Source organism: Nonomuraea sp. NPDC003201, from assembly GCF_053590415.1.
This window is the reverse complement of sequence record NZ_JBSFTC010000745.1, coordinates 1-1,374: the sequence shown is the minus strand read 5'-3', so window position 1 is coordinate 1,374 and position 1,374 is coordinate 1. Positions and strand designations below refer to the sequence as shown.

1 pseudogene is annotated in these 1,374 nt (G+C 67.1%); it reads left to right on the top strand.

Features of this window, described 5'->3' with window-relative positions:
• Positions 1 to 1,374, top strand: a pseudogene (locus tag ACWDX9_RS63340) (DNA-directed RNA polymerase subunit beta); the annotation flags it as partial.

Genomic DNA, 1,374 nt, shown 5'->3' with positions numbered 1-1,374 from the left:
AGGACCACACGGCCGGCCAGGATGACGCGCTGCTGGACATCTACCGCAAGCTGCGGCCGGGTGAGCCGCCGACCAAGGAGTCGGCGCAGACCCTGTTGCAGAACCTCTATTTCAACCCCAAGCGGTACGACCTGGCCAAGGTCGGTCGCTACAAGGTCAACAAGAAGCTCGGCTCGGACACCGACATCAACGTCACCGTCCTGACCGAGGAAGACATCGTGGCGATGGTCGAATACCTGGTGCGGCTGCACGCCGGTGCGGAGCCGGCGGACCGGCCGCTGGAGACCGACGACATCGACCACTTCGGCAACCGGCGGATCCGCAACGTCGGCGAGCTCATCCAGAACCAGGTCCGCCTGGGCCTGGCCCGCATGGAGCGCGTCGTTCGCGAGCGCATGACCACGCAGGACGTCGAGGCGATCACGCCGCAGACCCTGATCAACATCCGCCCGGTCGTGGCGTCCATGAAGGAGTTCTTCGGCACCTCGCAGCTGTCGCAGTTCATGGACCAGACCAACCCCCTGTCCGGCCTGACGCACAAGCGGCGGCTGAACGCCCTGGGTCCTGGCGGTCTGTCCCGCGAGCGGGCCGGCTTCGAGGTCCGCGACGTGCACCCGTCCCACTACGGCCGGATGTGCCCGATCGAGACCCCCGAAGGCCCCAACATCGGCCTCATCGGCTACCTCGCCTGTTTCGGCCGGCTCAACGCCTTCGGCTTCATCGAGACTCCCTACCGCAAGGTCGTCGACGGCAAGGTCACCGAGCAGATCGATTACCTGACCGCCGACGAGGAAGACCGCTACGTCAAGGCGCAGGCCAACACGGTGATCAACGCCGACGGGTCCTTCGCCGAGCCTCGCGTCCTGGTCCGTACCAAGGGCGGTGAGACCGAGCTCATGCGGGCCGAGGAGGTCGACTACATCGACGTGTCGCCGCGCCAGATGGTGTCGGTGGCCACGGCCATGATCCCCTTCCTCGAGCACGACGACGCCAACCGCGCGCTCATGGGCGCGAACATGATGCGCCAGTCGGTGCCGCTGCTGAAGAGCGAGGCGCCGCTGGTCGGCACCGGCATGGAATACCGTGCCGCGACCGACGCCGGCGACGTCATCAGCGCGGGGAAGGCCGGCGTGGTCGAGGAGGTCTCCGCCGACTACGTCACGATCTCGAACGACGACGGCACCAGCACGACACATCGGCTGGCGACCTTCGACCGCTCCAACCAGGGCACGAGCTTCAACCAGAAGCCCATCGTCGCCGAGGGCGACCGGGTCGAGGCCAACCAGGTCATCGCCGACGGCCCCTGCACCGACAAGGGCGAGATGGCGCTGGGCAAGAACCTCCTGGTGGCGTTCATGCCGTGGGAGGGCCACA